Genomic DNA, 23,443 nt, shown 5'->3' with positions numbered 1-23,443 from the left:
TTACGTTTCGCTGCGAAAATATATTCTCAGCGGTGATAACATCACTTCGCAGAACAAATAATCTCCTTACAGAGGATTTTCATGAACCAGATGTCAAGGCGCCAGTTCCTCAAGGTGACTGGCGCAACCATCGCGGGTTCGAGTATCGCAGCGCTCGGTTTTGCGCCGGCAACGGCCATGGCCGAAGTCCGGCAATACAAACTCGCGCGCACGACCGAAACCCGCAATACTTGCCCGTATTGCTCGGTGGGCTGCGGCCTGCTGATGTACGGCCTGGGCGATGGCTCCAAGAACGCCGCCGCCAGCATCATCCACATCGAAGGCGATGCCGACCATCCGGTGAACCGCGGCACGCTGTGCCCGAAGGGCGCCGGCCTGATCGACTTCATCCATTCTCCGAACCGCCTGATGGAGCCGGAATACCGCGCACCGGGCGGCACCGAATGGCAGAAGATCTCCTGGGACGACGCGCTCGACCGCATCGCCAAGCTGATGAAGGCCGACCGCGACGCGAACTTCATCGAGAAGAACGCCGACGGCCAGACCGTCAACCGCTGGCTGACCACCGGTTTCCTGGCTGCCTCGGCCGCCAGCAACGAAGTCGGCTACCTCACCCACAAGACTGTCCGCAGTCTCGGGATGCTCGCATTCGATAACCAGGCGCGTGTTTGACACGGTCCGACGGTGGCAGGTCTTGCCCCGACGTTTGGCCGTGGTGCGATGACGAATCACTGGGTCGACATCAAGAATGCCGACGTGATTCTGGTTATGGGCGGTAATGCCGCCGAAGCACACCCCTGCGGTTTTAAATGGGTCACCGAAGCGAAGGCACATAACAAGGCCAAGCTGATCGTGGTGGACCCGCGTTTCACCCGTACTGCGTCCGTGGCGGACTACTATGTTGCCACGCGTACCGGCACGGATATCGTGTTCCTGGGCGCCATCGCCAATTACCTGATCACGAACGACAAGATCCAGCACGAATACGTCCGCAATTACACGGACATGTCCTTCATCGTCCGCGAAGACTTCGCGTTCAATGACGGCATCTATTCGGGCTACGACGAACAGGCCGGCAAGTACACCGACAAGGCCAGCTGGAACTACGAGATCGGCGAGGATGGCTATGCCAAGGTCGACCCGACCCTGCAGCATCCGCGTTGCGTCTACCAGCTGATGAAGAAGCACTACGCCCGCTATACGCCCGAGATGGTGCAGCGCGTGTGCGGCGTGTCGCCCGAACAGTTCCACAAGGTTGCCGAGGCGCTCGCGTCGACAGCCGTGCCCGGCCGCGCCGGCACGATCCTGTACGCACTGGGCTGGACGCACCACTCGACCGGCGCGCAGACGATCCGCATGGGCGCGATGGTCCAGCTGCTCCTGGGTAACATCGGTATCGCCGGCGGCGGCATGAACGCCCTGCGCGGGCACTCGAACATCCAGGGTCTGACCGACCTGGGCCTGATGTCGAACCTGCTGCCGGGCTACATGACCCTGCCGTTCGACAAGGAACAGGACTTCAACGCCTACATCGATGCGCGTGCACCGAAGCCGCTGCGCCCGAACCAGCTGTCTTACTGGAGCAACTACAAGAAGTTCCACGTCAGCTTCATGAAGGCCTGGTGGGGCGACGCCGCGACCGAGGACAACAACTGGGCCTTCGACTACCTGCCGAAGCTGGACAAGCCGTACGACCTGCTGCAGACGATCGAGCTGATGCACCAGGGCAAGATGAACGGTTACTTCTGCCAGGGCTTCAACGTGATCGCGTCGGCCCCGAACAAGCAGAAAGTCACCGAGGCGCTGTCGAAGCTGAAGTACCTCGTGGTGATGGATCCGCTGGCGATCGAGACGGGCGAATTCTGGAAGCCGCATGGCGAATTCCACGACGTCGACCCGACCAAGATCCAGACGGAAGTGTTCCGCCTGCCGACGGCGATCTTCGCCGAGGAAAACGGCTCCCTGGTGAGCTCCTCGCGCGTGCTGCAGTGGCACTGGCAAGGCGCCGAGCCGCCGGGCAAGACCAAGGGCGACATCGAGATCATGTCGGGCCTGTTCTTGCGCCTGCGCAAGATGTACCAGACCGAAGGCGGCAAGTTCCCGGACCCGATCCTGAACCTGACGTGGCCGTATGCACGCCCCGCGCATCCGACGCCGGAAGAACTGGCGATGGAATTCAACGGCAAGGCGCTGAAGGAAGTGATGGATCCGAAGGATCCGACCAAGGTGCTGCTGAAGAAAGGCGAGCAGGTCGCATCGTTCGCTCAACTGCGCGACGACGGTTCGACGGCTTCGGGCTGCTGGATCTTCGCCGGCAGCTGGACGGCCGCGGGCAACCAGATGGGCCGCCGCGACAACAGCGACCCGACCGGCATCGGCAACACGCTGGGCTGGGCCTGGGCATGGCCGGCGAACCGCCGCGTGCTGTACAACCGTGCCTCGTGCGACACGCAGGGCAAGCCGTTCGATCCGAAGCGCAAGCTGGTGGGCTGGAACGGCACCACGTGGAGCGGCGCGGACGTGCCTGACTTCAAGCTGGACGAGGATCCGGCGAACGGCATGAACCCGTTCATCATGAACGCCGAAGGCGTGGCGCGTTTCTTCGCCCGTGGCCAGATGAACGAAGGTCCGTTCCCCGAGCACTACGAGCCGTTCGAGAACCCGCTGGGCTACAACCCGATGCACCCGAAGAACCCGAAGGCGACCAGCAATCCCGGCGCGCGCGTGTTCCCGGGCGACCGCGCCCAGATGGGCAAGCACACCGAGTTCCCGCACGTGGCGACGACCTATCGCCTGACCGAGCACTTCCACTTCTGGACCAAGCACGCCCGCCTGAACGCGATCGCGCAGCCGGAACAGTTCGTGGAAATCGGCGAAGGCCTGGCGAAGGAAATCGGCGTCGTGGCCGGCCAGAAGGTGAAAGTGTCGAGCAAGCGCGGCGTGATCGTGGCGAAAGCCGTGGTGACCAAGCGGATCAAGTCGCTCAACATCGACGGCAAGACCACGCACACGGTCGGCATTCCGCTGCACTTCGGCTTCACGGGCCTGACCAAGCCTGGCTACCTGACCAATACGCTGACCCCGGTGGTGGGCGACGGCAATTCCCAGACACCGGAATTCAAGTCGTTCCTGGTCAAGGTGGAGAAGGCATAAGGAACAACCATGGCATTACAATCTCTAGACATCAAGCGGGTATCGGCCACCACGGTGCAGCCTCCGGCGGCCCGTGAACCGATCACCGGGACCGTCGCCAAGCTGATCGACGTTTCGAAGTGCATCGGCTGCAAGGCATGCCAGACGGCGTGCTCCGAGTGGAACGACCTGCGCGACGACGTCGGCGAAAACGTCGGCGTGTACGACAACCCGATCGACCTGGCGCCGCAGTCGTGGACCGTGATGAAATTCACGGAACACGAGAACAACGACGGCAACCTCGAGTGGCTGATCCGCAAGGATGGCTGCATGCACTGCGAAGAGCCGGGCTGCCTGAAGGCCTGTCCTTCGCCGGGCGCGATCGTGCAGTACACCAACGGCATCGTCGACTTCCACGAAGAGAACTGCATCGGCTGCGGCTACTGCGTGACGGGCTGCCCGTTCAACGTGCCGCGCATCTCGAAGAAGGACAACCGCGCGTACAAGTGCACGCTGTGCTCGGACCGCGTGGCCGTGGGCCAGGAACCGGCCTGCGTGAAGACCTGCCCGACCGGCGCCATCGTCTTCGGCACGAAGGAAGACATGAAGGTGCACGCCGCCGAGCGGATCGAGGACCTGAAGTCGCGCGGCTACGAGAACGCGGGCCTGTACGACCCGGCCGGCGTGGGCGGCACGCACGTGATGTACGTGCTGCACCATGCGGACCGTCCGGCGCTGTACAGCAACCTGCCGGCCAACCCGTCCATCAGCCCGACCGTGGGCCTGTGGAAGGGCCTGACGAAGCCGCTGGCCCTGGCCGGCATGGCCGCGGCCGCGATCGCCGGCTTCTTCCACTACACCCGCGTGGGCCCGAACGAGGTCTCGCGCAAGGAAGAGGAAGAGGCAGTGCACGAAGCGAAGCGCATTTCGGAGGAACGCCATGAATCGCGATGACATCCTGCAGGACAAGGACGGCAACCCGGTCATCCAGCGGTACAAGCCGAATGAACGCACGAACCACTGGATCACGGCCATCAGCTTCGTGCTGCTGGCGGTGTCCGGCCTGGCCCTGTTCCACCCGGCCATGTCGTGGATGATGGTGTTCCTCGGCGGCGGTCAATGGACCCGCATCCTGCATCCGTTCATCGGCATCGTGATGTTCGTGTCGTTCCTGGTGCTGGTGCTGCGTTTCTGGCACCACAACTTCCTCGACGCGACCGATCGCCAGTGGATGCGCCAGTTCAACGACGTGCTGGCCAACCGCGAGGAAAAGCTGCCCAAGGTCGGCAAGTACAACGCCGGCCAGAAGCTGCTGTTCTGGGTGCTGATCGTGTCGATGGTCGGCCTGCTGTTGACCGGCATCGTGATGTGGCGTGCGTGGTTCTCGCACCTGTTCGCCGTCGAGATCATCCGCATCGCCTCGCTGCTGCATGCGTTCTTCGCGTTCGTGATCATCGTCTCGATCATCGTGCACGTGTACGCGGGCATCTGGGTCAAGGGCTCGATGGGCGCCATGATCCGCGGCACCGTCACCTACGGCTGGGCGCGCAAGCACCACGCGCGCTGGTTCGAGGACGAGATCCGCAAGGCGAAGCGCTGAGTACGGAGTTTTCTGTATTCGACTAAAATTGGCCGGGCCCGCGTGGCCCGGCTTTTTTATTGGTATCCGTTGCGGAATTGCGCTGACGCCTGGTGTCTGACACCTTTTCCCGACGGGAAAAGGTGTCAGACACCGGTTTTCGGCGGATGCACAGGGCGCCTCGAGGGAAAACCGGTGTCGCACACCATTTTCTAAGAAAATGGTGTGCGACACCAAGCCCTCGAGCGCCAACAATGAATTTGGAGTTATCTTGGTACAGCGACTTTTGGAACCGGGCGAAATCGAATCGCTCGATCACACCGCCATCCCCCGCCTGCTGCTGCCGCGGCCGGGCGAACTGTACACGGCGCGCGCGGAGCGCCTGCGCCAGCTGGCACAGAACAATATCAAGGGCATCCCCGTCGAGGAAAACCTGGCCAGCTATGTGCGTCTGATGGCCGAGCTCGTCCAGGCACAGGCCGATGTCGTCAAGAACCTGCCGCCGGCCGGCGTTCCGCTGCCCCCGCAGGAAGCGCTGCGCGTGGCGCACGAACACAATATGCCGGTTCTGCCGGTGTCGGGCAAGCGCCCGGCCGAGTGGCGCGCCGTCTTTGCCGCCATCCTGGAAAAACTCGACGGCAAGACGGCCGAGTACCCGCAGCTGGGCACCGCGCTGGCAGCCCTGCGCGCGTTGACGGATGCGCAACTGGAAGGCGCCGCCGACGCGGTGCTGGGCGAATTCGCCGAAGGCATCGACCCGCTGCATGCGCCGTTCGTCGCCGCCGCTTTGCAAGTGACGTGGAGCGCGATGGCCGCCCAGCTCGACGAGCGCTGGGCCCAGCCACTCATGACGGGCACGCTGTGCCCCGTGTGCGGCTCGCACCCGGTCGCCAGCGTGATCCGCATCGGCGGCCAGTCGCAGGGCTACCGCTACCTGCATTGCGCCGTGTGCGCCAGCGAATGGCATATGGTGCGCGTGAAGTGTTCGTGCTGCGAGGACAATTCGAAGGTCGCATACCAGGGTCTCACCGATGCCGATGCCGACCCGGTGGCGGAAAACATCGCCGCCGCCAAGGAAGGCAAGACCCTGAACAAGGCGAACGACCCGACCCGCGTGGCGCGCGCCGAAACCTGCGACCAGTGCCACTCCTACCGCAAGATCTTCAACCAGGAACACGACTATAACGTGGACCCGCTGGCCGACGACCTCGCCAGCCTCGTGCTGGACGTGCTGGTCTCCGAACTGGGCTATGCCCGCGCCAGCGGCAACCCGCTGCTGCGCCTGGGTTCCCCGGCATGACGAAAGCCGTGCAGGACGATCAGGCGACGCAGCCGGCGCAGGGCGACAAATCGACGCAGCCAGCGCAGGTTAACAAATCGACGCAGCCAGCGTCGAGGTTCCGGCTGCCGGCGGTCCACGTGCTGCTGGCCGCCCCGGGCTGCCAGCCGCTCGTGGCGCAATACGGGCGCGAACAGACCGTGGCCGCGCTGCGCGACCTGCTGGGCGAGCTGCGCGGTAACTTGCTGGGCGGCGGCACTGCGGACACGTCGGAGCCGGCCGTGCTGGCGGCGCTGGCCCGGCGCCTGCAAGGCGCTAATCGAAGGGCGATGCGCCGCCTGTTCAACCTGACCGGCACGGTGCTGCACACGAACCTGGGCCGCGCCCTGCTGCCCGACGTGGCCGTGCAGGCGGTGGCCGACGCCCTGCGCTGGCCCATGAACCTGGAATGGGACCTGGAGACGGGCAAGCGCGGCGACCGCGACACGCTCGTCGAGGAACACCTGTTGAAGCTCACCGGTGCCGAAGCCGTGACCATCGTCAACAACAACGCGGCCGCCGTGCTGCTGATGCTGAACACGCTGGCATCGGGGCGCGAAGTGATCGTCTCGCGCGGCGAGCTGGTGGAAATCGGCGGCGCCTTCCGCATTCCGGACGTGATGACGCGCGCCGGCGCGATCCTGCGCGAGGTGGGCGCCACGAACCGCACCCATCCGAAGGATTACGAGGAAGGCGTCAACGCCGGCACGGCGCTGATGATGAAGGTCCACACCAGCAATTACGCCATCACGGGCTTCACGCGCGAAGTCACGCTGCCCGAGCTGGTGCCGCTGGCCCGCGAGCGCGGCATCCCGGTGGCGGTGGACCTGGGCAGCGGCACGCTGGTCGACCTGGAAAAATACGGCTTGCCGCATGAGACCACGGTGCGCGAAACCATCGAGGGCGGGGCCGATCTCGTCACGTTCAGCGGCGACAAGCTGCTGGGCGGCCCCCAATGCGGCATCATCGCCGGGCGCAAGGACCTCGTTGCCGCGATCAAGAAGAACCCGCTGAAGCGCGCCCTGCGCGTGGGCAAGCTCACGCTCGCCGCGCTCGAGCCGGTGCTGGCGCTGTACCACGCGCCCGACCTGCTGCCCGAACGGCTGACGACCTTGCGCCTGCTGACCCGGCCCGCGTCATCGATGCGTGCGCTGGCCGAACGCCTGCGCGGCCCGGTGCAGGGGGCGCTGGGCGACGGCTACAGCGTGACGGCCGAGCCCATGACCAGCCAGATCGGCAGCGGCGCGCTGCCCGTCGACGTGCTGCCGAGCTTCGGCCTGGCGCTGCGCGCCCCCGAAGGCACGCGCGGCAACCCGCTGGGCGTTCTGGAACGCCGCCTGCGCGCACTGCCCGTGCCCGTGATCGGCCGCATTGCCGACGACACCCTGTGGCTCGACCTGCGCTGCCTGGAAGACGGGCAGGCGGAAGAATTCATCAATCAATTGAAGGACCTGGAAACCGCATGATCGTCGGTACCGCCGGCCACATCGACCATGGCAAGACCACGCTGACCCGGGCGCTCACGGGTGTCGATACCGACCGCCTGAAGGAGGAAAAGGCGCGCGGCATATCCATCGAACTGGGCTACGCCTACCTGCCGCTCGCCAACGGCGAGATGCTGGGCGTGATCGACGTGCCCGGTCACGAGAAGTTCATCCGCACGATGGCGTCGGGCGTGACGGGCATCGACTACGCGCTGCTGGTGGTGGCCGCCGACGATGGCGTGATGCCGCAGACCGTCGAACACCTGGCCATCCTGCGCCTGTTGGGCGTGCGCCGCGGTGCCGTGGCCCTCACGAAGACCGACCGGGCCGATGCCGCCCGCATCGCCGCCGTCGAAGGCGATATCGCCGCCCTGCTGGCCGACACGCCCTTCGCCGGCGCGCCTGTGTTCCGCACCGCCGCCACGCAACCGGGCGACCCCGGCGTGGCCGCCCTGCTCGCCCATCTCGCCGAGGTGGCGGGCACGCTCCCCTCGCGCGACGACCGGCGCCTGTTCCGCCTGGGCGTGGACCGCGTGTTCACGCTGACGGGCCAGGGCACGGTGGTCACCGGCACGGCGCTGGCCGGCCGCGTGGCGGTCGGCGACACGCTCGTGCTGGCGCCGGGCGGGCAACAGGCGCGCGTGCGCGGCATCCATGCGCAGGGGCGCACCGCCGGCGAGGGCCGCGGGGGCGAGCGGCTCGCCCTGAACCTGGCAGGCGTGGCAAAGGAAGAGATCGAACGTGGCACGTGGATCGTCGCCCCGGCCCTGCAGGCGTGTTCCGAGCGCGTCGACGCGCAGCTGGCGCTGGCGACCGGTGTGTTGAAAGCCTGGTCGCCGGTGCACGTGCACCTGGGCGCCGCCCACCATACTGCCCACGTGGTGCCGCTCGATGGCGACACGGTGCAGCCGGGCCGGCCGGCCCGCGTGCAACTGGTGTTCGACGTGGCCGTGCACGCGGTGCCGGGCGACCGCTTCGTGGTGCGCAATGCGCAGGCCACGCAAACGATCGGCGGCGGCATCGTGCTCGACCCCTTCGGCGCCGCGCGCAAGCGCCGCAGCCCCGCGCGGCTGGCCTGGCTCGACGCGCTGCAAAGCTATGTGGACGGCGGCGGCGTGTCGGCCCTGCTGGCGCAAAGCCCCCTGGGCGTGCGCGCCGCCGCGCTGGTGCGCCTGACGCAAAGTCCTGGCGATGCGCTCGCCCTGCCGCCGACGTGCCTGCGCATTCCCCTGCCCGGCGGGGAGGAACTCCTGATCACGGAAGACGCGCTGGCCCGGCTCGAGCAATCCGTGCTCGATGCGCTGGGCGGCTTTCACGCGAAGCATCCGGACGATGCCGGCCCCGAACTGTGGCGCCTGAAACGCATGGCGCAGCCGGATGCCGAAGACGCGTTGTGGTCCGCGCTCGTGGCCCGCATGCTGGCCGCGGGTTCAATCGCCCAGCGCGGCCACAGCCTGCACCTGCCCGGCCGTAGCGTGGAGCTGACGGGAGAGGAGCAGGCGCTCGCCGCGCCGCTGCTCGCCGCGCTGGAAAAGGGCCGCTTCGATCCGCCATGGGTGCGCGACCTGTCGAAAGAACACCGGGTGCCGGAAGGCGAGGTGCGGCGCCTGCTGCGCAAGCTGGCGCGCGCCGGCGAGCTGTCGCAGGTCGTGCCCGACCTGTTCTATCACCCGCGCCCGCTGGCGGAGATGGCGAAGATCGTCGCCACGCTGCCCGACACCCAGGCGGCCACGTTCCGCGACGCGACCCAACTGGGGCGCAAGCGGGCGATCCAGGTGTTGGAGTTTTTCGACCGCGTCGGCTATACTCGCCGCGTCCGCAACAGTCATCTGGTGCGGCCCAATGCGAGCTGGCCCGAAGCGATCTAGAAGTGATCCGAAGCGATCCCGAAGTGATTCAGCTCCCGGTCCGACCCACGTTGCACACCACGGAAGGCATTCTCATCCGGTGATGGGGCCGGGCTTCAAACCCGGTGAGGGGCGTCAGCCGTTCCTCTGTAAGTTCGACTCTTTCTGCCTTCCGCCACTTCCTTTCCGGACCCGTTGCGAGATGTAACGCCGGTTGACCGATCGATGCCATTTCGGCATCTTGCGGGGATCTCCCACTCCCGAGGTCCGTCATGAAACCGCGCGTCTTGTTGCTTTCATCCTGCGCTTGCACTCTGGCGTTGCTGGCCGCCTGCAGCCAGCCGGTCGACCGCCAGGCGAGCGTGCCCGGGGCGGCGGCCCAGCCGGCGTCGGCGCCTCCCGCGCCTCAGGCCCCTCCAGCGCCCCCCTACGCAGCCGCCCCCATGGCGGCGCCCTACGCACCCGGCAATGTCATCGTCTCCGCTCACCGGAGCATGCACGGCAAGCGCACTCCCGCCTTCCCGTATCCCGTGCCGGTGCTGCCCGAAGGCGCCGACCAGTTCCCCGGCAAGGAAGCGAACAAGGCCGTGCTGGTCGCCGAGCAGCCGGTGTCCACCTTCAGCACCGATGTCGACACCGCGTCCTACGCCTTCGTGCGGCGCATGCTGACCGAAAACCGGCTGCCGCCGCCGGACGCGGTGCGCGTCGAGGAGATGGTCAACTACTTCCCTTACCGCTACAGCGCGCCGCGCGACCCGGCCCGGCCGTTCGCGATCGGCACGGAAGTCATGCCGAGCCCATGGACGGCCGGCAACCAGTTGCTGCACATCGCCGTGCGCGGCTACGACGTGAAGGCGGCCGAGCGGCCGAGCGCCAACGTGGTGCTGCTGGTCGACGTGTCCGGCTCGATGGCCTACCCGGACCGGCTGCCACTTCTGCAGCAGGCATTCCGGCTGTTCGCCCAGCAGTTGCGCGACGAGGACCGCGTGGCCATCGTCACCTACGCGGACGGCACCACTGTGGCGCTCGAGCCCACGGCCGGCAAGGAGCGCGGCAAGATCGTCGACGCCATCGCGGCCCTGAAGGGCGGCGGCGGCACGGCGGGCGGCGCGGGGCTGCAGCGGGCCTACGAACTGGCCGAGCGCCATTTCGACCCGAAAGCCGTGAACCGCGTGATCCTGGCCACGGACGGCGACTTCAACCTGGGCATCACGGACCCGCGGCAACTGGAGCGCTTCATCGTGGACAAGCGCAAGAGCGGCATCTACCTGTCGATCCTCGGGGTCGGCGCGGGCAACCTGAACGACGCGCTGATGCAGCGGCTGGCCCAGTCGGGCAACGGCAATGCCGCGTACATCGACTCGCTGCTGGAAGCGCGCAAGGCGCTCGGCGAGGAGCTGGGATCGACGATGTTCCCGATCGCCAACGACGTGAAGGTGCAGGTCGAGTTCAATCCGGCACAGGTGGCCGCCTACCGGCTGATCGGCTACGAGACGCGCATGCTGCAGAAGCAGGACTTCAAGGATGACAAGGTGGACGCCGGCGATATCGGCGCCGGCCACACGGTGACGGCGATCTACGAGATCACGCCGGCCGCCGCCGCCGCGGGTCTCGTCGATCCGCCCCGCTACGGCGGCAATGCCCGCGGCAAGCCTGCCGCGGCCAATGGCGACGAGCTGTGCTTCGTGAAGGTGCGCTACAAGCTGCCCGGCCAGGCCGCCAGCCGGCAGATCGACCACCCGGTGGCCGCCGCCTCGGCACGCAGGCAATTCGAGGCGGCGCCGGATGACCAGCGCTTCGCCGTCGCCGTGGCCGCGTTCGCGCAGCGCCTGCGCGGCGAGCAGCAGGTGGCGGACATGAGCTTTGCCGACATCGCCGCGCTGGCCAATGGCGCGCGCGGCCAGGACCCCGAGGGTTACCGCGCCGAGTTCGTGAAGCTCGTGCGCATGGCCGAGTCGCTCGACAAGGTGGGACCGCAGGCCGGCCGGGAGCCCGGTCTGCTGCGCCGCTGATCCCTGCCCGTAGATCGTTACTTCTTGCCGCTCTTCGGCGCCTCGTCCAGCGCGCGGCGCTCGGACGGGTTCACATAGGCGTCGGAGGGCTTGATCTCCATGGCGCCTTCCGCGCCGCGGTCGCCGTTGCCGGCCCCCATGCCGGTGGTGGCCGTGGCGCTGGACCCGGCGCTCACCCGTTCGCCCGTCACCGAACTGCCGCTGGTCTCGACCTTGCTGTCGCCCTGAACGGCGGTCGGCGCATTGCGGCTTTGGCCGGAATTCTTGTCTTCCTGCTTGTTGCTGTTGCGGTGCGCCGTGGCCGTCCGGCCCGGGGTCGCCTCGGTGGCGGCCTTATTGTCCGACTGCGTCTGCGGCGGATTCGCCATGTTCGACACGGAATGGCTCTGCGCGGCGGCGACGCCCGTGAAGGCAAGCGCGGCAACAGCCGCGATGAATTGCATGTGCATGATGTTCTCCTTCGGCCGATGGCCGTGCAACGTTCCGGCACGATGCCGGGATGACATGTCAATTTTGCCATCCTGCTCAGCAATAGCGTGTAGGAGCCGATCCCGTGCTTGGGTCGGTCCGGGCCGCATGACATCTTTCCGCCGCGCCATCCAACCAGCGCGCGCGGCTCCCCCGGCCGTGGCGCCGGGCCCTCTCCCTTAGTGCAGTGGTCCGGCTTGCGGCCAGCGCGGACAATGCCCGTATCGCAACAACGTTCAGAAAGGAACGCCATGACCGTGCAACGCACCATCAATACCGTCACCACCCGTGACAACGTCATCATCCGCTACACCGACTGGGGCGACGGCCCGGCGGTGGTATTCAGCCACGGCTGGCCCCTGCAGGGCGACGCCTGGGAAGACCAGATGATGTTCCTGGCCGACCACGGCTACCGCGTGATCGCGCACGACCGCCGCGGCCACGGCCTGTCCAGCAAGCCCTGGCACGGCAACGACATGGATCACTACGCGGACGACCTGGCCGCCGTGATCGAGTCGCTGGACCTGCACAGCGTGACGCTGGTCGGCCACTCGACCGGCGGCGGCGAGGTCGCCCGCTACATCGGCCGCCATGGCACCGGCCGCGTCAAGCGCGCCGTGCTGGTGGGCGCCGTCACGCCGCGCATGCTGGTGGGGCCGGACAACCCGGGCGGCGTGCCGATGGACGTGTTCGACGGTATCCGCGCCGGCGTGAAGGCCGACCGTTCGCAGTACTTCAAGGACCTGACGATTCCGTTCTACGGCTACAACCGCGACGGCGCCAAGGAATCCTCGGGCGTGCGCGACACGTTCTGGCTGCAGGGCATGCAGTGCAGCATCCGCGCCGCTTACGCGTGCATCAAGCAGTTCTCGGAAACGGACTTCACCGAGGACCTGAAGAAAATGACGATCCCGACGCTGGTGATCCACGGCGACGACGACCAGATCGTGCCCATCGCCGCCACCGCGCGCCGCGCCGCCGAGATTCTCCCGCAGGGCACCCTGCTGGTGTACGAAGGCGCGCCGCACGGCCTGCCGACCACGCACAAGGACCGCCTGAACGCGGACCTGCTGGCCTTCCTGAAGTCCTGATGCGCGTTCCACCCAGCGACCTGTTCCTCGGCATCTGCCTCGGGGCCCTGGCCGGTTATGTCGACACGGCCGGCTTCGTGGCGCTGTACGGCCTGTTCACGGCGCACGTGACGGGGAACTTCGTGCTGATCGGCGCCACGCTCACGCACCCCGAGCACACCACCCTGCTGCTGAAGTGCCTCGCCTTCCCCGCCTTCGGGGCGGGCGTGGTGGCCACGCGCCTGCTCGGCAACGCCTGCGAGCGCAAGGGCACGGTGCCGATCCGCCCGATGCTGGCAATGCAGCTCGTGCTGCTCGCCGCCTTCATGGCCACCGCCCTGGCCGCCGTGCCGATCACAAGCCCGGATGCGCCGCTGGTGCTCGTCACCGGCATGCTCGGCGCCGCCGCGATGGGCGTGCACAACGCGGCCGGCAAGCTGCAATTCTCGCGCATCGCGCCGACCACGGTCATGACCGGCAATGTCACGGAACTGCTGATCGACATGACGGACCTGGCCACCGGCCATGCCACCCCGGCCGCCCGCGAGAAATTCGTGCGCTTCGTGTGGCCCGTGCTCGCCTTCGCCGTGGGATGCATTCTCGGCGGCGCCGGCTATGTCACGCTCGGCTTCTGGTGCCTGCTGGCGCCCATTGCCGCGGTGGCGTTCCTGCTGTGCGTGCCGTGGCCGGTGGCGAACCCGGCACACGCCTGATCCGCCCCGCGGCGTTCGCGTCGCAGGTGTCGAACACCATGTTCGGGCGGTTCATGCCCGAAAATGGTGTGCGACACCGTACATGGACGCCCCCGGTATGCCAAGCTTTCTTTTCGTGATGGTTTGTAGGTAAAGATTGCACCCGTACATTCGGACTTTGATGTGGCTGATGCCACTGTCCCTGATGGGATTTGCTGGTCGACGCCCCCTCGGTTTAACGCACTCAAGGTGCTTGGTGTCGCGCGGGCTAAGCCGACCACGGTCTTACCTGGTTTGCCATCACTTCTTGATCGCTTGTGCAATCGGTGGAATGTACTGCTCCGCTTCCAAAAAACTGTCCGCTACCCTCCGCGAAGGCCCTCAGCCGAGCCGATTACGCGGCAGCGTAATCGGCTCGGAACTCTCTGTCATGAGCCAATAGGGCCCAGACAGTCCTTGCATTCTTGTTGGCCAATGCTACTGCCGCAACGTTCTTGTGCCGTCGCCCAAGCAGTGAGTGAAGCCAGCCGCTCTTGCTTGGATCCTTTTTGACTGCATGCTGGATCACCGCTCGGGCTCCATGAATGAGCAAAGTACGCAGGTACGTATCGCCCCTTTTGCTGATGCCCAGAAGATTCGTGCGACCGCCTGTCGAATGCTGCTTGGGTACTAGGCCGATCCACGCTGCGAGTTGCCTGCCATTGGCGAAGTTCCTCGCGTTACCGATCGCCGCGACCAAAGCGCTGGCTGTGATCGGTCCTATGCCGGGTATCTTCTCCAACCGTTTGGACATCGGGTTCGAGCGGTGCCATTTCAGAATTTCCAGCTCGAATTCGTTGACTCTTCTATCCAGCACCTTCAAGTGATCGAGAAGTTCCAGAATGGTCTGGCGAAAAATGCCGGGCAACTCATCCTTCGCTTCGTCGAGCAGTGCCGGTACTCGCTCCCTGAGCACGGCCAAACCCTTCGGGACAACGAGGCCAAACTCCGCCAGCAGGCCGCGAATCTGGTTGGCCTGAGCAGTACGCTGCTTGACGAACCCACTACGCGCCGTGTGAACAGCGATAATCGCCTGCTGCTCAATAGTCTTGATCGGCACAAAGCGCATGTTTGGCCTTTGCACTGCCTCGCAGATTGCCTCGGCATCGGCTGCATCGTGCTTGTTGGTCTTCACGTATGGCTTGACGAACTGCGGAGCTATCAGCTTGACCGTGTGGCCCAGGCTCTGCAACTGCCGTGCCCAGTAATGCGCGCTGCCACACGCCTCCATCCCAACTAGACACGGCGGCATGTTAGAGAAAAACCTCATCACCTTGCCACGCCGGAGCTGGCATCGCATCTCGACCTTGCCGCTCGCATTAACGCCATGGAATTGGAAAACTTCCTTTGCCAGATCCATACTGCATGTCGTAATCTTCATGGTGACGCCCCTCTCTGGTTAAGTGAAACTTCGACAGCTCCACTTTGGCACATCGATGCCGTCTCAGGGTGGGGGCGTCCATCCCATTGGTTTTCTTGTCCGGAGCCGACCCGGCCGCCTCAAGAGAAAACCGGTGTCGCACACATTTTCCGGATGAAGCACCCGGAAAAAATGTCCGACACCGATACCTCGGGCTATTCCCGTCCCTCCACACTCCGCTCCACCCGCGGGTCCGGCCGCACCCACACCAGCGCCAGCCCCACATAAAAGGCGGCCCCCACCACCGGCTGCCACAGCGACAGCGGCACCCCCACCGCATACAGCACGATCGACAGCCATCCCTTGGTATCGCGCCCGATGGCCCGTGTCAGCGCCGATTGCGGGCCGTGCAGCCGCACCAGGCTGCGCACCAGCAGGTCGTAGGCGATGGCGCTCATCAGCAGGACCAGCCCGTAAAGCGCCATCGGCCAGGCGGCCATGCGCTGCTCGCCCAGCCAGTTCGTCATGAACGGGATCAGCGACAGCCAGAACAGCAGGTGCAGGTTGGCCCACAGCGCACGGCCGTCGACGCGGCGCGCCAGCTGCAGCAGGTGATGGTGGTTGTTCCAGTAGATGCCCACATAGACGAAACTGAGCACATAGCTGAAGAACAGGGGCCACAGCGGCAGCAGCGCATCGAGCGTGGCTTCGTGCGGCACCTTCAGTTCCAGCACCATGATCGTGATGATGATCGCGATGACGCCGTCGCTGAACGCTTCCAGCCGCGACTTTCCCATCGGCGCCGTTGTGTGAATTTCCGGGCTGTCTTGTTTGCTTCCTTCGTGCATGCTTCCTCCAGATAAAAGGGACGGCCATCTTAGTGGGTGCCGCCGCTCCGCCGCATCGCCCGGATGGCAGAGCGGCGCGGCGGGCCAGCACGACAACGGTTGCGTCCATGACAAAACGTCCGTAAGCTTGGGCGTGAACGGATCGGAGGAACCACGGCACATGGAAACGCGGATCGAACAGGACGACTCGGAACAGCGGCGCGTGCAGGAGCTGTCGCGCTACGAGCTGGCGCTGGACAAGCCCGATCCGCAACTGCGCTTCATCGTGGAGCTGGCCGTGCGCACGATGGGCGCCGACATTGGCGGCGTCAGCCTGGTCTACCGCTCGCACATCTGGCTGCCCGTCACGGTGGGCATCACGGTGCGCGAAGTGGACCGCTGCGAATCGTTCTGCGGCGAAGCGGTCGCCTCCGAGCACGACTTCTTCGAGATCGAGGATGGCCTCGCCGAGGACTGGTCGGCCGCCAAGCCCCTGGTACGGCGGGAACCCCATTACCGGCATTACGCGGCCGTCACGCTGTACGGCAACCGCGGCTACCTGCTCGGCACCCTGTGGGTGATGTGGCTGGCGCCGGGCCGGCTCGACGACGCGCAGCGCACCATGCTGCACGGGCTGGGGCGCCTCGTCACCGATACGCTGGAACTGCGCTACAGCGATGCGATCACCGGCATGTGCAACCGCGGCGCCTTCGTGCAGCACCTGCAGCAGGCCAAGATCGGCGCCGAGGCGCAGGAAATGACGGTCGGCTACATCGACCTGTCCGGCTTCCACCAGATCAATGAGGTGTACGGCCGCGCCGCCGGCAATGCCACGCTGGCCGAGATCGCCGGCCGCGTGATCGGCTGGGCCGGCCCGGACAACCTGGTGGGCCACCTGGGCGGCGACCGCTTCTGCTTCGCCCTGCTCGGCCCGACGAGCACCGACCGCCTGCAGGCCCTGTGCCGCACGATCGACGTGCCCGTCATGCTGCCGGGCGAGCGCACCCAGGTGCTGCGCGCGCGCATCGGCTTCGTGCGCGAAAAGCTGCCCTCCCACATGGCCGCGGCGGCGCTGCTGGACATGGCGGAGACGGCGGCGGCCAGCATCGGCGACGTCGACAGCTTTTCCGTCACGCGCGAGTACGGCAGCGAAATGCGCGAACGTTCGTGCTTCCTGCACGACCTGGCCGGCGTGCTGGAAGGCCATCCGGACGCCGGGGAGCTGTCGATGCACTACCAGCCGCAGGTGAACTTCGCCAAGCAGAAGCTGATCGGGCTGGAGGCGCTGGTGCGCTGGGAGCACCCGGAGCGCGGCACGGTGCCACCCGCCACCTTCGTGCCGCTGGCCGAGAGTTCGGGCAACAGCTATGCGCTCGACCTGCACGTGATGCGGCAGGTGTGCCGCGACATGCGCGGCTGGGCCGACGCCGGCCTGCCCCAGGTACCCGTCTCGCTCAATTTTTCCCGCTCCTCGCTGCTGCACCCCGGCCTGCCGGAAGCCATCGCGGCCCTGCTGGAAGAACACGCGCTCCCGGGTGCACTGCTGGAAGTGGAAGTGACGGAAAGCCAGCTCCTCGAAGCGCCGGAGGCGCTCGGCGAACGGGTGGCCGCGCTGCGCGAGCTGGGCCTGCGCATCGCCATCGACGACTTCGGCATCGGCTACTCGAACCTCGACGCGATCGGCAGCCTGCCGTTCGACCGCCTGAAGGTCGATCGCCGCTTCGTGCACGGGGTGGCGGACAGCGCCGTGACGGCCAGCCTGTTCCGCCTGATCCAGGGCGTGGCCGAGGTGAGCGACGCGGAACTGCTGTGCGAAGGGCTGGAGCGGCAGGTCGACCTGGACTGGTTGCGCCACCAGCACGCCTATTGCGTGCAGGGCTGGTACTTCTGTTCCGCCCTGCCCCCGCAGGGGGTGGAACACCTGCTGCGCGCCTGGGGCCAGCGCGCCCGCCAGACGGTCCAGGATGGCGACGTGCGGGAGCTGTTCGCCAACCCTTGAGCATCAGCCAGAGCCGAGCCGTGCGCTGCTAGCTGCCGAGCTTGCCTATACTCGGCGCATGGCAACTGCGCGCGCACAACTGCGGATCGGCATTTCCGGCTGGCGCTACGAACCGTGGCGCAAGGTCTTCTATCCGCACGACCTGGCCCAGGCACGCGAACTGGACTTCGCCTCGCGCGCCCTGCCCACCATCGAGATCAACGGTTCCTTCTATTCGCTGCAGCGGCCGAAGAGCTACCAGGAGTGGTACGACGCCACGCCGCCGGGCTTTGTCTTTTCCCACAAGGGCAACCGCTTCATCACGCACATGCGGCGGCTGCGCGATCCCGTACCTTCGCTGTGCAATGTGTTCGCCTCGGGCGTGCTGGCGCTGCGCGACAAGCTCGGCCCCTTCCTGTGGCAACTGCCGCCCAACTTCCAGTTCGATGCGCAGGTGATCGAGCCATTCCTCGCCGCCCTGCCGCACGATACGCAAGGCGCCCTGGAGATGGCGCAACGCCACGAGGCCCGCATGGACGGCCGGGCTTACCTGGAGATCGACCGGAAGCGCCCGCTGCGGCATGCGCTGGAGATCCGGCACGAGAGCTTCAACGATCCCGCCTTCGTCAAGCTGCTGCGCAAGTACAAGGTGGCCCTGGTGGTTGCCGACACGGCGGGCAAATGGCCGGACTACGAAGACGTGACGGCCGACTTCATGTACCTGCGCCTGCACGGCGAGAAGGAACTGTACGCCGGCGGCTACACGGATGCGGCGCTGGACGACTGGGCTCGCAAGATCCGCGCGTGGAGCACGGGCGGCCAGCCCGAGGGCGCCCGGCTGATCTCCGCCGCGGCGCCGCCCAGGCGGGCGAGCCGCGACATCTTCTGCTACTTCGACAACGACATCAAGGTGCACGCGCCGTTCGACGCGCGGCGCCTGCTCGCCCGGCTGGATGCGGACGCGGGGCTTACTCCACTCGTCGATCCGCGCTGAGCACCGCCTTCGCGCCGCGCTGCGCCTTGTAGATGCCGGCATGGCCCGAGCACAGGTAAGCCACCACGCACGCCAGCGCGGCATACGGCCCGATCGCGGGGCCGAACAGTTCCAGTGCCATCACCGTGGAGGCCAGCGGCGTATTGGCCGCGCCGGCGAACACGGCCACGAACCCCACGCCGGCCAGCAGCGCGAACGGCAGGTGCAGCAGCGGCGCCAGCGCGTTGCCCAGCGTGGCACCGATATAAAACAGCGGGGTGACCTCGCCGCCCTTGAAACCGGTGCCCAGCGAGGCCACCGTGAACGCCAGCTTGCCCAGCGCATCCCAGATGGGCAGCGGGTGGGCGAACGCTTCCACGATCACGGGAATGCCCAGGCCGACGTAGCGCTGCGTGCCGACGGCCCATACGGCGCAGGCCACCACTGTCCCGCCAATCAGCGGCCGCAACGGCGGATAAGCCACGCGGCCCTTCATGAATGCCGACAGCGCGTGCGTGGCGCGGGCGAACAGCATGCCCGCCAGCCCGAACACGACGCCGGCGGCCAGGATGGCGCCGAGCGTCCATGCCGTCAGCGCGGGCACGGCGCCGACGGCGTAATGGGTGTGGTGCACGCCCCAGGCCAGGCCCACCTGGTCGGCCAGGATCGCCGCCGCCACGCAGGGGAAGATCGCTTCCATCCGCATGCGGCCGATCACGAGCACTTCGAGGCCGAAGATGGCGCCCGCCAGCGGCGTGCCGAACACGGAGGCGAAGCCGGCGCTGATGCCGGCCATCAGCACGATGCGGCGATCCTCGGGCCGCAGTTTCAGGATGTGCGTGATCTGGTCGGCCAGCGTGCCGCCCATCTGCACCGCCGTGCCTTCGCGGCCCACCGAGGCGCCGAACAGGTGCGAGATCACGGTGCCGCCCAGCACCAGCGGCGCCATCCGCAAGGGCACCACGTTCCGCGGATCGTGGATCTCGTCGATCAGCAGGTTGTTGCCCGCCTCGACCTCCCGGCCCCAACGCAGGTAGATCCAGCCGACCAGGAAGCCGGCCAGCGGGAGGAGCCAGATGATGCCCGGGTGCTGCTCACGGTAGGCCGTGGCGGCTTCCAGCGAGTGAAGGAACAGGGCGGAGGCCGTGCCGGCCAGGAGGGCGATCAGGGTCGCGAGGAGCGACCATTTGAAGAGGTAGCGGAGGGGTAGGAGCGACATGCGGGGGAATATAGCATGCAGCATTGTTGGCTTAAGAAAACCTGTGTCTGACACCATTTTCCTGCGGAAAATGATGTCGGACACGGATGCCAGTCAGCCGGGAGCCGGCGCAAGCTGAGGGAGTTGGTGTCGGCCGCAAGCTACGCCAAATGCGCCCCCGGCACCTCAATGATGCTCATGCCCTCCCCCACGCTTCAACTCCAGCGGTTTGCCCTGCGCCGGTGCCAGCTGCTGCATGCCCGGCGCCTGCGGCGCGGGGGGCAGCTCGCCCTTCCACTCGTAGGCGACGGTGCCCTTCGGATGCCTGTAATGCCCCGGGTCGCGGTAGTCGCCGCGCGCCAGTCCTTCGCGCACCTTCACGAGCGTGAACATGCCGCCCATCTCGATCTCGCCGTACTGGCCGGTGCCGGTCATCATGGGCAGCGTATTCTCGGGCAGCTGCATCTGCATGCCGCCCATCGCGCCGCCCTTTTCGCCCATCACCATATAGCCCGGCACCAGCTTGTTGATCTTCTCGGCCACGCCGCGGTGATCCACGCCGATCAGCGTGGGCACGTCGTGCCCCATCGCGTTCATCGTGTGGTGCGACTTGTGGCAGTGGAAGGCCCAGTCGCCGGGGTTGTCGGCCACGAATTCGATGGCGCGCATCTGGCCCACGCCGATGTCGGTCGTCACTTCCGGCCAGCGCGCCGAGGGACGCACCCAGCCGCCGTCCGTGCCCGCCACCTCGAACGTGTGGCCGTGCAGGTGGATCGGGTGGTTCGTCATGGTGAGGTTGCCGGCGCGGATGCGCACGCGGTCGCCCTGGCGCACCACCATCGGGTCAATCGCCGGGAAGACGCGGCTGTTGAAGGTCCACAGGTTAAAGTCCAGCATTGTGTTGACCTTGGGCGTGTAGCTGCCCGGCTCGATGTCGTAGGCCCCCAGCAGGAACACGAAGTCGCGGTCCACGGCATGCTGGCGGATATCCTTCGGGTGCGTGACCCAGAAGCCCATCATGCCCATCGCCATCTGCACCATCTCGTCCGCATGGGGGTGGTACATGAAGGTACCGGCATGTCTGGCGACGAACTCGTACACGAAGGTCTTGCCCGGCTGGATCGACGGTTGCGTCACGCCGGATACGCCATCCATGCCGTTCGGCAGGATCTGGCCGTGCCAGTGGATGCTCGTGTGTTCCGGCAGCTTGTTGGTAACGAAGATGCGCACGCGGTCGCCCTCCACCACCTCGATCGTGGGGCCGGGGCTTTGCCCGTTGTAGCCCCACAGGTTGGCCAGCATGCCGGGCGCCACCTCGCGCACCACCGGTTCGGCCACGAGGTGGAATTCCTTCACGCCATTCTTCATGCGCCACGGCAGGCTCCAGCCATTGAGCGTGACGACGGGGTTGTACGGCCGGCCGTTCGGCGGCACCAGCGGCGCGGCGGTGGCGGCCGACGGGCCGACCGGGGCTTCCGGCAGCGTGGCGGCGCCGGCGCGGCTGACCACGCCCGCGCCCAGCAGGGTAGTGGCGCCGGCGAGGAAACTCCGGCGGGAATTACTTGATGTCATGATGTGCTCCATGTGCTTGTGCGCTCGCGGGCAGCCGGCCGCCCAGGGCGGTTTCCAGGTCGGCGTCCGCCAGCCAGTAGTCCTTCAGCGCGTCGATCGCGGCGGCCACGGCCACACGCTGCTCGCGGGCGTCGGCCAGCAGTTCGAAGGTGCTGACCAGCATGCCGTTGTAGCGCAGCAGCGTTTCGTCGGACACCTGCTTCTTCAGCGGGATGACCACGTCGCGGTAATGCTTCGCCAGGTCGTACGACGTGCGGTAGGCCAGATAGGCTTCACGGGCCTCGCTGCGCGCGTTGACGGCCGTTTCCGCCAGGCGGTTCACGGCCTGCATGTAGACCGCCTCGGCACGGCGCGTGCGCGCCCCGCCCCAGTCGAACAGCGGGACTTCCAGCGTGATCTCGTAGCCCTTGCTGGCCGGCTCCCCGCCGTCGCGTTCGCGGACGGCGCCCAGTTCCAGCACGTTGATGAAGCGGGTCGCACGCGTCAGGCCGAACGAGGACGCGGTGTGCTCCGTTTCCTTCGTGGCCGCTTGCACGTCGAGCCGCTCGCGCAGCGCGGCCCGTTCCACCTCGGGCAGCTCGCGCGGCGCGGCGGGCAGGTCGGGCAACCGTTCCGGCAGGCGGTATCCGGCATCCTCGCCCCACAGGCCGAGCAGCCGCGTGAGCCGCTCGCGCGCCGCCGTGGCGGCTTTCGCAGCGCGCGCCACGTCGGCCATCGCCTCGGCATGGAACGCCTGTTCGCGGGCCTGGTCGTAGGCGCTCCAGTTGCCGGCCCTGCGCATGCGCTCGGCCAGTTCGGCGCTGGCATCGGCGGCGCCGGCCACCTGCCGGGCATAGTCCAGGGCCTGGGCGGCGGCCACCGCCTCGACGTGGGCACGGCGGGTGTCGGCCGCCACGCGCAGGGCTTCGGCCGTAACGCGCAGCTTCGCCCCCTCGAACATGCGGCCTTCGATACGCGAGGCCAGCGGCGCGGTGACCAGGCTGACGAGGTTGAACGTAAGCGACCGTTCGATCGACGTCTCGCCGCCGCCCCGCTTGTGCTGGTAGCCGAAGGCGGGGTTCTGCAGGCGGCCCGCTTGCACCAGGTCCGCCTCGGCGATGCCCAGCTCCCAGTACGTGGCTTGCAGGCCGCGGTTGTTCAGCAGCGCAATGCGCACTGCATCGTCGGCGGACAGTGGCTGCGCCAGCATGGCCCGCAGTTGCCCGGCCAGCGCTTGCCGGTCATCGTCCGTGCGCAGCAGCTTCGTTGCGGCGCCCGCCTTCGCCTGCGTGGCCTGGTCGACGGCGCCCATGCCGCCGTCGGCGGAAAAGGTGGCGCAGCCCGACACCGCGAGCGCCAGCACGGCGCCCGACGCCAGCCGCAGCGGCTTGTCAATGTTCATGCTTTTCCTCCCTGGGTGCCGTATTGACGCGCTTTCCGTGGCCCGCGTGGCCCTGGTGCATGCTGTGATCTTCGTGCCCCTGGCCAGCACCCTTGTTCCCGTGCTCCTGGCGGGCGCCATGATTCTCTTGTCCCTGGTGGGCGCCATGGTTCCCGTGCTCCTGGCGGGCGCCATGATTCTCGTGTCCCTGGCGGGCGCCATGGTTCCCGTGCTCATGGCGGGCGCCATGCTCCCCATGGGCGGCGTGGCTCATGTGGCCCTGCCCGGCCACGGCGGCATTGGCCGTGCTCCAGCCTGCCGAAGGGGCCTGGGTCATCGGCTGGGCCTGGCGGAATTGCGCCAGCGGCGACACATACCGGGTGGCGGGCACGGGCGCGTCGGCGCGTGCCGGATCGGCGGCGCCGGGCTGGGCGAGCGCGCAGGAGGCAGCCAGCCACAGGCCGGCTGCCATGGTGATTCGTTTCATGATGGACCTCGTTCGTGAACAACCCGCGGCAATGCGGGCCAAGCCGG

Annotated in this window: 18 protein-coding genes and 1 tRNA gene; 12 read left to right on the top strand and 7 right to left on the bottom strand. The window is 67.0% G+C overall.

The features are described 5' to 3' along the window. Window positions 1-81: 81 nt before the first annotated feature. The 8 genes from fdnG to V6Z91_RS21420 all read left to right on the top strand — a co-directional run bounded on the left by fdnG (window position 82) and on the right by V6Z91_RS21420 (window position 11,372). On the top strand, window positions 82-3,153 hold the full coding sequence (gene fdnG / locus V6Z91_RS21455) for a formate dehydrogenase-N subunit alpha (protein ID WP_338760918.1): 3,072 nt from the start codon (window positions 82-84) through the stop codon (window positions 3,151-3,153). 9 nt (window positions 3,154-3,162) lie between these two features. Continuing rightward, on the top strand, window positions 3,163-4,086 hold the full coding sequence (fdxH, locus tag V6Z91_RS21450) for a formate dehydrogenase subunit beta (RefSeq protein WP_338760915.1): 924 nt from the start codon (window positions 3,163-3,165) through the stop codon (window positions 4,084-4,086). Further along, entirely contained in the window at window positions 4,073-4,732 is a 660-nt protein-coding gene (locus V6Z91_RS21445; RefSeq protein WP_338760912.1) for a formate dehydrogenase subunit gamma, read from the top strand. The genes fdxH and V6Z91_RS21445 overlap by 14 nt, the downstream gene beginning before the upstream one ends. Before the next feature lie 250 nt (window positions 4,733-4,982). Continuing rightward, window positions 4,983-6,011, top strand: a complete 1,029-nt coding sequence (fdhE, locus tag V6Z91_RS21440; RefSeq protein ID WP_338760909.1) for a formate dehydrogenase accessory protein FdhE — start codon at window positions 4,983-4,985, stop codon at window positions 6,009-6,011. Beyond that, a complete protein-coding gene (selA, locus tag V6Z91_RS21435; protein ID WP_338760906.1) occupies window positions 6,008-7,495 on the top strand; it encodes an L-seryl-tRNA(Sec) selenium transferase in 1,488 nt (495 codons plus the stop codon). The genes fdhE and selA overlap by 4 nt, the downstream gene beginning before the upstream one ends. Next, window positions 7,492-9,381: a selenocysteine-specific translation elongation factor gene (gene selB / locus V6Z91_RS21430; RefSeq protein WP_338760903.1), complete on the top strand. Its 1,890-nt coding sequence runs from the start codon at window positions 7,492-7,494 to the stop codon at window positions 9,379-9,381. The genes selA and selB overlap by 4 nt, the downstream gene beginning before the upstream one ends. Before the next feature lie 61 nt (window positions 9,382-9,442). Further along, window positions 9,443-9,538 (top strand) — tRNA-Sec (locus V6Z91_RS21425). A gap of 265 nt (window positions 9,539-9,803) precedes the next feature. Beyond that, window positions 9,804-11,372: a VWA domain-containing protein gene (locus tag V6Z91_RS21420; RefSeq protein WP_338760900.1), complete on the top strand. Its 1,569-nt coding sequence runs from the start codon at window positions 9,804-9,806 to the stop codon at window positions 11,370-11,372. A gap of 17 nt (window positions 11,373-11,389) precedes the next feature. Here the strand turns inward: V6Z91_RS21420 and V6Z91_RS21415 are convergent, their stop codons facing one another. After that, a complete protein-coding gene (locus V6Z91_RS21415; RefSeq protein WP_338760897.1) occupies window positions 11,390-11,821 on the bottom strand; it encodes a hypothetical protein in 432 nt (143 codons plus the stop codon). Window positions 11,822-12,109: 288 nt separating this feature from the next. Between V6Z91_RS21415 and V6Z91_RS21410 the strand changes: the two genes are divergently transcribed. Beyond that, the gene (locus V6Z91_RS21410; RefSeq protein WP_338771991.1) at window positions 12,110-12,931 is read left to right on the top strand and encodes an alpha/beta hydrolase; all 822 of its coding nucleotides are present in this window, start codon (window positions 12,110-12,112) and stop codon (window positions 12,929-12,931) included. Further along, on the top strand, window positions 12,931-13,623 hold the full coding sequence (locus tag V6Z91_RS21405; RefSeq protein ID WP_338760894.1) for a YoaK family protein: 693 nt from the start codon (window positions 12,931-12,933) through the stop codon (window positions 13,621-13,623). Before V6Z91_RS21410 ends, V6Z91_RS21405 begins: the two co-directional genes overlap by 1 nt. A gap of 373 nt (window positions 13,624-13,996) precedes the next feature. Here the strand turns inward: V6Z91_RS21405 and V6Z91_RS21400 are convergent, their stop codons facing one another. Beyond that, window positions 13,997-15,022, bottom strand: coding sequence for an IS110 family transposase (locus V6Z91_RS21400; protein ID WP_338760891.1), 1,026 nt, complete (start codon window positions 15,020-15,022; stop codon window positions 13,997-13,999). A 194-nt stretch (window positions 15,023-15,216) separates the two neighbouring features. Beyond that, a complete protein-coding gene (locus V6Z91_RS21395; protein ID WP_338771989.1) occupies window positions 15,217-15,798 on the bottom strand; it encodes a TMEM175 family protein in 582 nt (193 codons plus the stop codon). Window positions 15,799-16,009: 211 nt separating this feature from the next. Here V6Z91_RS21395 and V6Z91_RS21390 point away from each other — a divergent pair, with 211 nt between their 5' ends. Further along, complete coding sequence (locus tag V6Z91_RS21390) at window positions 16,010-17,827, top strand: sensor domain-containing phosphodiesterase (protein WP_338760888.1); 1,818 nt, start codon at window positions 16,010-16,012, stop codon at window positions 17,825-17,827. 58 nt (window positions 17,828-17,885) lie between these two features. Then, entirely contained in the window at window positions 17,886-18,800 is a 915-nt protein-coding gene (locus V6Z91_RS21385) for a DUF72 domain-containing protein (protein ID WP_338760885.1), read from the top strand. Here the strand turns inward: V6Z91_RS21385 and V6Z91_RS21380 are convergent. The 4 genes from V6Z91_RS21380 to V6Z91_RS21365 form a co-directional block, all read right to left on the bottom strand. Beyond that, window positions 18,775-20,022 carry a voltage-gated chloride channel family protein gene (locus V6Z91_RS21380; protein WP_338760882.1) on the bottom strand — a complete coding sequence of 416 codons (1,248 nt, stop codon included), beginning with the start codon at window positions 20,020-20,022 and terminating at the stop codon, window positions 18,775-18,777. The two genes, V6Z91_RS21385 and V6Z91_RS21380, sit on opposite strands and share 26 nt — an antisense overlap. Before the next feature lie 141 nt (window positions 20,023-20,163). Next, complete coding sequence (locus tag V6Z91_RS21375) at window positions 20,164-21,549, bottom strand: copper oxidase (RefSeq protein ID WP_338760880.1); 1,386 nt, start codon at window positions 21,547-21,549, stop codon at window positions 20,164-20,166. Then, on the bottom strand, window positions 21,536-22,930 hold the full coding sequence (locus V6Z91_RS21370; protein ID WP_338760877.1) for a TolC family protein: 1,395 nt from the start codon (window positions 22,928-22,930) through the stop codon (window positions 21,536-21,538). Before V6Z91_RS21370 ends, V6Z91_RS21375 begins: the two co-directional genes overlap by 14 nt. Continuing rightward, window positions 22,920-23,396, bottom strand: a complete 477-nt coding sequence (locus tag V6Z91_RS21365; RefSeq protein ID WP_338760874.1) for a hypothetical protein — start codon at window positions 23,394-23,396, stop codon at window positions 22,920-22,922. The genes V6Z91_RS21370 and V6Z91_RS21365 overlap by 11 nt, the downstream gene beginning before the upstream one ends. Window positions 23,397-23,443 lie beyond the last annotated feature (47 nt).

The sequence above is a fragment of the Massilia sp. METH4 genome (assembly GCF_037094685.1).
GTDB lineage: Bacteria > Pseudomonadota > Gammaproteobacteria > Burkholderiales > Burkholderiaceae_D > Rugamonas.
This window is presented reverse-complemented; position numbering and strand designations above follow the sequence as displayed.